Source organism: Inquilinus limosus MP06 (genome assembly GCF_000767795.1).
In the GTDB taxonomy this organism is placed as follows: Bacteria; Pseudomonadota; Alphaproteobacteria; order DSM-16000; family Inquilinaceae; genus Inquilinus; species Inquilinus limosus_E.
This window is the reverse complement of sequence record NZ_JANX01000324.1, coordinates 1-7,127: the sequence shown is the minus strand read 5'-3', so window position 1 is coordinate 7,127 and position 7,127 is coordinate 1. Positions and strand designations below refer to the sequence as shown.

Below are 7,127 nucleotides of genomic sequence, written 5' to 3'. Positions count from 1 at the left end.
TGGGTTAGGATCGTATCCGTCATCACCGCAGCCTGTGGACCGAAGCCGGCGCTAGCCGAGAGAGCCCCCTCCCCCTACCCCCTCCCGCAGGGGGAGGGGGAGGAAAATCTGGGCAAGACCGGGCAAGAAGCTCACCGCACGATCTTCAGCTTCGGCAGGCTGGCGATGATGCCGTTGTAGATGTCGGGGTTGAAGCCCTCCACCCGGGCATCGGTCGCCGACAGGATCTTGCGGTAGGCCAGGAAGATCACCGGCGGGTTGTCGGCCAGCGCCTTGTACAGCTGGTGGTAGATCGGCTTGCGCTTCTCCGGGTCGAGTTCGGCGTTGCCGGCCAGGATCAGCCGCTCGACCTCGTCGTCGTGATAGCCGAGCCGGCCGACATCGCCGGTCGACAAGAAATCCTCGACCCCCTCATGCGGGTCGTTGATGGTCGAGGTGCGGAAGGTGGCGAGGTTGTAGTCGCCGGCCTTGCGCTTGGCCAGCAGGGCGTTGAAGTCCGACACCTCGGGCACCAGGTCGACGCCGATCGCCTTCCAGTTCTCCTTGGCGATCGGGATCAGCGCGTCGTTGAACAGCGACTTGGTGGCCAGGAGGCGCAGTGACAGGCGCTGGCCGTCCTTGACCCGGATGCCGTCCGGCCCCGCCTTCCATCCGGCCTCGTCCAGCAGCGCCGCGGCCTTGGCCGGGTCGTAGGCGAAGGGTTCGACCGCACTGGCGTCATAGGCCCAGGAGATCGGCGCCACCGGCTGGGTCGCGACCGTGCCATAGCCCTGATAGACCACCGTCACCAGGGTCTGGCGGTCGAGGCCGTAGGTCAGGGCATGCCGCACCCGCACGTCCTGCAGCAGCGGGTCCTTCGGGTTGAACTCGATCATGCTGTAGTCGCTGGAGCCGTACAGGTTGATCGCGGCGAAGCCCAGGCTCTGCAGCGCGTCGACATTGTCCTGGCTGACCGTGAAGCCGTCATAGTCGGTCTCGCCGGTCTGGAACAGCTGCAGCTTGGTGGCGTCCGAGGTGATCCGGTAGATGAAATGCTCCACCCCCGGCTTGCCGGCGTAGTAGCGCGGATTGGCGTGGAACCGCACCTCCTGGCCGGGGATGAACTTGTCGAAGACATAGGGGCCTGCGCCCAGCGGGTCGCCGCCCAGGGCCCGGATGCCGTCGAGCCGGCCGCGTGCGAAGCCCTTGCCGTAATGCGCCTTGGACAGCACCGGACCGCCGAGCAGGGCCAGCGTCTTGGCGCCCGGCTGGGTGGTGGTGACCTGGATGGTCTGCGGGTCGATCACCTTGAGGCCGGCGATGCTGTCGGCCTTGCCGGCCTTGTATTCCGCCCCGCCGGCGATGGCGGCCGGCGTGATGTCGGTCTCGCTCTCCAGCGTCGGGTCGTGCAGCACCGTCAGGGTGAAGGCGACGTCCTCGGCGGTCAGCGGCGAGCCGTCGCTGAAGGTCAGGCCGGGCCGCAGCTTGATGGTGTAGACCAGGTTGTCCGGGCTGACGGTCCAGGATTCGGCCTGCTCCGGGATCAGCTTGCCCTGGCTGTCGTAGTTGATCAGCCGGCCGAAGATCACGTTGGTGACGTTCTCGTCCCAGCCATTGCTGAAGAAATAGGGGTTGAACACGCCCTGCGGCGCGTTGATCGAAGCGACCACGGTGTCCTTGCGGGCCTTGGCCGTGGCCGGGATCGCCGACGGGTCGGAGGCCGGGGTGATGCCGTCGGGCAGCACGTCCTGGGCCGGAGCGGGCGTGCCGCCGGCGACAGCGAGGATCAGGGCCAGCGCGGCCAGGCTGGGCGTGCGGTAGGAGCGCATCGACGGGTTCCTCCTCGGGCGGGGAGTATCGACGTGACAGGACGTGAAATAAAAGTCAACTACAGGTGCATGTAGATGAATCGAGACGGGATCGGCCGCTCTCAGCCCTCCGGGCCGCGCTCGATCCGCACCAGCCAGCGGGTCTCGCCGGCATCCTCGGGTTCCACCGACAGCACGCGATGGCCGCCTTCCGTTGCCGAGCGCGGAACATTGATCAGCGGTTCACCCGCGTTCAGCCGTATTTCCGCCACTTCGCCGGGCTTCATATCTTCCAGCAGCAGCTTGGTTTTGACGAAAGTGAAAGGGCAGACTTCCGCCGTTACATCGAGTGTCCGGACCGTCGGCTCATTGCTCATGACGCATTCTCGATTTTCATGGCGATTCATGTTGCAGTCCAGTAGTGGGCGACTTATATACCCAACAATCGTGCCGCGGGAGTATGAACATGAGCAATGAAACGCCGTCCAACGATTTGATGAACCTGACGAGCCAAATCGTCGCGGCACACGTAGGAAACAATACCGTTGCAATCTCCGACCTGCCCGGCCTGATCGAGCAAGTCTACCGCGCATTGAATGGTCTCGGGACTGAACCGACGCCGGTCGCGGAAAAGCCCCAGCCGGCGGTTCCCATCAAGAAGTCGGTCACGCCGGACTACATCATCTGTCTCGAGGACGGCAAGCAGCTGAAGATGCTGAAGCGGCACCTGAAGACGGCCTACAACATGACCCCGGACGAGTACCGGGAGCGCTGGGGCCTGCCGGCCGACTATCCGATGGTGGCGCCGAACTACGCCAAGCAGCGCAGCAAGCTGGCCAAGCAGATCGGCCTCGGCACCCGCGCGCGGCGCGACTGACGGCGAGTCGCAGGCGGTCCACCCCCAGGCGGGCCGCCGGTTTTCCGGCCCCGGCCGGCGCGCCGCGACCTTGGCCGCGAAATCCGCGCACATTTGTAACCGTTCTGCTTTATAATTGGGCGAGCGCCTTGTGCGACGACACCAGAATCGCCGCGGCGCATCGGGGGAATTGAAGCGGACGGACGCAGCATGGCAGTCACAACCTTCGTCGATGACCACGGGTTCAGCCTGCGCGCAGGCAATCTCGAGGTCCGGCTGGCCGAGACGGAGGAGGAGATTTGGGCGGCCCAGGAGCTGCGCTATGCCATCTTCTATCAGGAGATGGCGGCCCAGCCCTCGGTCGAGATGGCGGCTGCCCGCCGCGACTTCGATGCCTATGACGACGTCGCCGACCACCTGCTGGTGATCGACCATGCGCGCGGCAAGGGCGTCGAGGGCGTGGTCGGCACCTACCGGCTGATCCAGCGCGACGGGGCGGCGAAGATCGGCGCCTTCTACTCCGCCAGCGAATACGACATCAGCAAGATCGAGGCCCATCCCGGCCGGATCCTGGAGCTCGGGCGGTCCTGCGTCGCCGGCCCCTACCGCTCCGGCGGCACCATGCAGCTGCTGTGGCGCGGCATCGCCGCCTATCTGTTCCAGCATGACATCGAGATCATGTTCGGCTGCGGCAGCCTGCCCGGGACCGACCCGGAGGCGCTGAAGCTGCCGCTGTCCTACCTGTACCACTATCATCTGGCGCCGCCGGCGCTGCGGCCCAAGGCCCTGCCCGAGCGCTACACCGACATGCGGCTGCTGCCGCTGACCGAGATCGACCAGCGCGAGGCGATCGCCGCCCTGCCGCCGCTGATCAAGGGCTATCTGCGCCTCGGCGGCCATGTCGGCGACGGCGCGGTGATCGACGAGCAGTTCGGCACCACCGACGTCGCCATCATCGTCAAGACCGACCTGGTGACCGAGAAATACTTCAAGCATTACGAGCTGAAGCGCGAGCGGCCGATTCTGGCCTTCCGGAAGGACTGACCGGAGCGATGGCGGGCACGCGTCTCGGGTCGAAGCTCCGGGCGGTGGCCCGGCTCGCCGTCTATGTGCCCTGGACCGTCATGCTGATGCCGGTGCAGGCCCTGGCCGTGCGCTTCGGCTGGCGGCTGCAGACCAGCCTGCCGGTGTTCTACCATCGCACCTGCTGCCGCATCCTCGGCCTCGACGTCGAGGTCCGCGGCGCGATGTCGGAGGCGGCGCCGACGCTGTTCGTCTCCAACCACCTGTCCTATCTCGACATCGAGGTGCTGGGATCGCTGATCCCCGGCAGCTTCGTCGCCAAGACCGAGGTCGGCACCTGGCCGTTCTTCGGCGCCCTGGCCCGGCTGCAGCGCACGGTGTTCGTCGACCGGACCAAGCGCGGCTCGGCCGACATCCAGCGCGACAGCCTGCAGGCGCGGCTGGAGGCCGGCGACAACCTGGTGCTGTTCCCGGAGGGCACGTCGAGCGACGGCAACCGCACCCTGCCGTTCAAGAGCGCGCTGTTCGCCGCCGCCGGGCTGCGCATCGACGGCAGGCCGCTGACGGTGCAGCCGGTGTCGCTGGCCTGCACCACGCTGGACGGCATCCCGCTGGGCCGCCGGTTGCGCCCGATCTACGCCTGGTACGGCGACATGGACCTGCTGCCCCATCTGTGGAACGTGGTGAAGCAGGGCCAGCTCCGGATCACCGTGATCTTCCACCCGCCGGTGACGCTGGAGAATGTGCGGTCACGCAAGGCGCTGGCGGACCATTGCTGGCGCGCGATCGCCGGCGGCGTGTCCGACGCCAATGCCGGCCGGCTGCCGGCCCCCGGGAACGACAGCATGGCCGATCAGCGCCGCGCCGCATGACCCAAGGCTTGATTTTCGCCTGCGGCGCCGTGATCTATCATCGCAATCCCAAGACCTGGACCGCATCGGACCCGCGCGCGTGAAGACCGCAGCCAGTAAGAAACTGTTCATCAAGACCTGGGGCTGCCAGATGAACGTCTACGACAGCGGTCGGATGGCGGACATCCTGGCCCCGCTGGGCTATGCCCTGGCGGACAGCCCGGAGGGGGCCGACATGGTCATCCTCAACACCTGCCATATCCGCGAGAAAGCGACGGAGAAGGTGTTCTCCGACCTCGGCCGGCTGCGCCCGCTGAAGGAGGGCAAGGCCGGTGAGGCCCCCATGATCGTCGCGGTGGCCGGCTGCGTCGCCCAGGCCGAGGGCGAGGAGATCGCCCATCGCGCCCCCTGGGTCGACATGGTGTTCGGGCCGCAGACCTACCACCAGCTGCCGGAGATGGTGGCCCGCGCCCATCGCCAGGCCGGCAAGCCCCTGGTCAACACCGACTTCCCGGTCGAGAGCAAGTTCGACCACCTGCCGGGTGACCAGGGCGTCCAGGGCGCCTCGGCCTTCCTGTCGGTGCAGGAGGGCTGCGACAAGTTCTGCACCTTCTGCGTCGTCCCCTACACCCGCGGCGCCGAGTATTCGCGCGACGCGGCCGGCATCCTGGGCGAGGCACGCCGCCTGGTCGCCGCCGGGGCCCGCGAGATCACGCTGCTGGGCCAGAACGTCAACGCCTTCCATGGCGATGGGCCCGATGGGACCGTCTGGGGCCTGGGCCGGCTGATCCGGGCCATGGCCGAGATCGATGGGCTGGACCGCATCCGCTACACCACCAGCCATCCGCGCGACATGGACGACGACCTGATCGCCGTCCATCGCGACGTGCCGCAGCTGATGCCCTTCCTGCACCTGCCGGTACAGGCCGGTTCGGACCGCATCCTGGCGGCAATGAACCGCAGGCATGACGCCGATGCGTATCGCCGCATCGTCGACCGGCTGCGCGCGGCCCGGCCGGACCTGGCCCTGTCCTCAGACTTCATCGTCGGCTTCCCGGGCGAGACCGACCGCGACTTCGCCGACACGCTGAAGCTGGTGACCGAGATCGGCTTCGCCCAGGCCTACAGCTTCAAATACAGCGCCCGCCCCGGCACCCCGGCCGCCGCCCTCGACGACCAGTTGCCGGAGACGGCGAAGGACGAGCGGCTGCAGGCGCTGCAGCAGCTGCTGTGGGCGCAGCAGGCCGCCTTCAACCAGGGCATGGCCGGGCACGTGGTGCCGGTGCTGCTGGACCGCCAGGGCCGCCGCCCCGGCCAGCTGCACGGCCGCAGCCCGTGGATGCAGTCGGTGCATCTCGACGCGCCGGACCGGCTGCTCGGCACCATACAGCCGGTCCGCATCACCGAGGGCAAGCTGCTGAGCCTGACCGGCACCGTCGCCCTGGCGGATGCGGAGGCGGCGGCGTGACCCGCAACCCCGAGGATTCCGGGCTGATGCCAGCGCAATCCAGAACCGCGGCCAAGCCGGGCGCCAAGCCGGCGCCCCAGCGCGTGGACATCAGCTTCGACGACAACCGGCTGCTGCCGCTATTGTATGGTGAGCACGACACCCATCTGCTGCGGATCGAGCACCAGCTGGGAGTCTCGCTCTCCTCCCGCGGCAACACCGTGACCCTCAAGGGCCCGGCCGAGGCGGTGGAGCAGGCCCGGCTGGTGCTGGAGACGTTGTGGCAGCGCCTGTCCCAGGGCCAGGGCGCCACCAATGCCGACATCGACGGCGTGATCCGGCTGATGCGCGACGCGCCCGCCGCCGAAGGCACATCGGCCCGCACCCTGCTGAAGGCCGAGGCCGCGATCGTCACCCGGCGCAAGCGCATCGGCCCGCGCTCGCCGACCCAGGCCGACTATATCGAGGCGCTGGCGCAGAGCGAGATGGTGTTCGGCGTCGGCCCGGCCGGCACCGGCAAGACCTATCTCGCCGTCGCCCAGGCGGTGTCGATGCTGATCGCGGGGCTGGTCGACCGCATCGTGCTGTCGCGCCCGGCGGTCGAGGCGGGCGAGCGGCTGGGCTTCCTGCCCGGCGACATGAAGGAGAAGGTCGACCCCTACCTCCGCCCGCTCTACGACGCGCTCTACGACCTGCTGCCGGCCGAGCAGGTGGCCAAGCACATGGAGACCGGCGTGATCGAGATCGCGCCGCTGGCCTTCATGCGCGGCCGCACCCTGGCCCATTCCTTCGTCATCCTGGACGAGGCGCAGAACACCACGGTGATGCAGATGCGCATGGCCCTGACCCGCATGGGCGAGGCCAGCCGCATGGTGGTCACCGGCGACATCAGCCAGGTCGACCTGCCGCGCGGCGAGAAATCCGGCCTGGTCGACGCGCTGGAGATCCTGGACGGGGTCGAGGGCATCCGCGTCGTCCGCTTCAACGACCGCGACGTGGTGCGCCATCCGCTGGTCGCGCGCATCGTGCGCGCCTATGAGGCGGCGGACAGCGCCCGGAAGCCGAAGCCGTGATCGACCTCGCCGTCTCGATCGACGCGCCCGGCTGGTCGGCGCTGGGCCCCGGCTTCGCCGACGAGGATGCGCTGGCCGCGGCGCTGCAGG

7 protein-coding genes are annotated in these 7,127 nt (G+C 68.2%); 5 read left to right on the top strand and 2 right to left on the bottom strand.

Annotated features, from left to right (window positions below):
* Positions 1-131: 131 nt before the first annotated feature.
* The gene (locus P409_RS21650) at positions 132-1,808 is read right to left on the bottom strand and encodes an ABC transporter substrate-binding protein (RefSeq protein WP_034843563.1); all 1,677 of its coding nucleotides are present in this window, start codon (positions 1,806-1,808) and stop codon (positions 132-134) included.
* A gap of 101 nt (positions 1,809-1,909) precedes the next feature.
* Positions 1,910-2,164: a sulfurtransferase TusA family protein gene (locus tag P409_RS21645; RefSeq protein WP_034843562.1), complete on the bottom strand. Its 255-nt coding sequence runs from the start codon at positions 2,162-2,164 to the stop codon at positions 1,910-1,912.
* Positions 2,165-2,253: 89 nt separating this feature from the next.
* Here P409_RS21645 and P409_RS21640 point away from each other — a divergent pair, with 89 nt between their 5' ends.
* The 5 genes from P409_RS21640 (at position 2,254) to P409_RS21620 (ending at position 7,037) form a co-directional block, all read left to right on the top strand.
* Positions 2,254-2,664, top strand: coding sequence for a Ros/MucR family transcriptional regulator (locus P409_RS21640; protein WP_034843559.1), 411 nt, complete (start codon positions 2,254-2,256; stop codon positions 2,662-2,664).
* Positions 2,665-2,853: 189 nt separating this feature from the next.
* The gene (locus tag P409_RS21635; protein ID WP_052121121.1) at positions 2,854-3,687 is read left to right on the top strand and encodes a GNAT family N-acetyltransferase; all 834 of its coding nucleotides are present in this window, start codon (positions 2,854-2,856) and stop codon (positions 3,685-3,687) included.
* An 8-nt stretch (positions 3,688-3,695) separates the two neighbouring features.
* Positions 3,696-4,538 (top strand): lysophospholipid acyltransferase family protein, encoded by an 843-nt coding sequence (locus P409_RS21630; protein WP_034843558.1) that lies wholly within the window; start codon positions 3,696-3,698, stop codon positions 4,536-4,538.
* A gap of 79 nt (positions 4,539-4,617) precedes the next feature.
* Positions 4,618-5,985, top strand: a complete 1,368-nt coding sequence (gene miaB / locus P409_RS21625; protein ID WP_274519170.1) for a tRNA (N6-isopentenyl adenosine(37)-C2)-methylthiotransferase MiaB — start codon at positions 4,618-4,620, stop codon at positions 5,983-5,985.
* Positions 5,982-7,037, top strand: coding sequence for a PhoH family protein (locus P409_RS21620; RefSeq protein ID WP_430515654.1), 1,056 nt, complete (start codon positions 5,982-5,984; stop codon positions 7,035-7,037). The genes miaB and P409_RS21620 overlap by 4 nt, the downstream gene beginning before the upstream one ends.
* Positions 7,038-7,127 lie beyond the last annotated feature (90 nt).